A 1159-nucleotide genomic window follows, 5' to 3' on the forward strand; every position below is an offset into this window, starting at 1 on the left:
TGTTGTTTGTGGCTTTTTGTTCTAACTTCAACTTCAGTTCAAGGGCGACGGAACGCTATCGCTGCCGTCGCAAAGCCGTGAACGTTGGCAGCCATAAAAGGACACGCACTTCAATGAGAAATTACAGTAATTGGCAAGACTATCTAAAGAATTTGCTGACCCAAAATGGACAGTTCAAACTTGTTGACACCACACAAAAGAATCAAACAACGTTAGAATTTTATAAGCAGCAATTTGGGGACAGAGAAACGCAAATTAAAGTAGGTTATTTAAGTGACGGACGACTTATCACATTAGACATAACAAATCCTAAAACACCAGGACACAACGCAGACCAAGTTGAATATTATTATGACGCCGACTTCGACGAAAGCAACAAATTTGGAGTTTCAAAAGTTGGACTAACATTCAATGAAGTGAATATTTCAGCAATAGAAAGGATTTTAAAGTCAGGATTAAGCGGAACAGAAAGCAAATATTTTTTAAACGATAAACTTCAATTTTCCAAAGTAACTAAACCAATTGGTGACGGTCAAGAACAAATGCCTTGGACGCATTATTTCTCTGACAAGAATTTTTGGATTAGGCTTTTAAAAAAGATTGTGAGACCAAACAAAGGGTATGTGGTAGAGGAGATTGACTTAAGAAAAATATTCGGTGGAGTGAAATAAACGGCTGCCAACAGGCGGTTTGGCAATATGGCGGGGCGACGAATATATTCTAAAACTCTTACTTCGCTATTCGGCTCCAGTTCCAGCCGACGAATAACACCAAGCGATACAATAGACAATGAACTTTTATTTATAAATTTAACAGTGGTTACAGGCTGACGATTTTCGAATACCGCCACATCGCCAAGCCGTGTCCGTTGCATGTAACTTTTGACACAACGCATTTGCTGCAGATCTTTTCCGAGCGACGAAACGCATCTACTGCAAATATTCAATCACCAGGCAGTCATTCATCGTTTTGTTCTTTGTGCTGCTTCAGTCTTACAACACCCAACCGTTGACAAACTCTTTCCTGGCGACACATCGCAATTGCGCAACAGTTCACGGGCTGACACAACACTGTTCGGCAACTAAAGGTCGTTCAGGTGGACACAACGCAACTAACTCTAAAGCTACATGCAACAAGCGGTTTTGCGTCAGCATGGCTG

Annotated in this window: 1 protein-coding gene; it reads left to right on the forward strand. The window is 41.0% G+C overall.

The features are described from left to right. A partial coding sequence (locus QUB39_RS30485; protein ID WP_333245864.1) for a hypothetical protein occupies positions 1-671 on the forward strand: 671 nt, incomplete at its 5' end. Between the last annotated feature and the right edge of the window lie 488 nt (positions 672-1159).

It is taken from the genome of Microcoleus sp. AT8-B5, assembly GCF_036705565.1.
Classification (GTDB): domain Bacteria; phylum Cyanobacteriota; class Cyanobacteriia; order Cyanobacteriales; family Microcoleaceae; genus Microcoleus.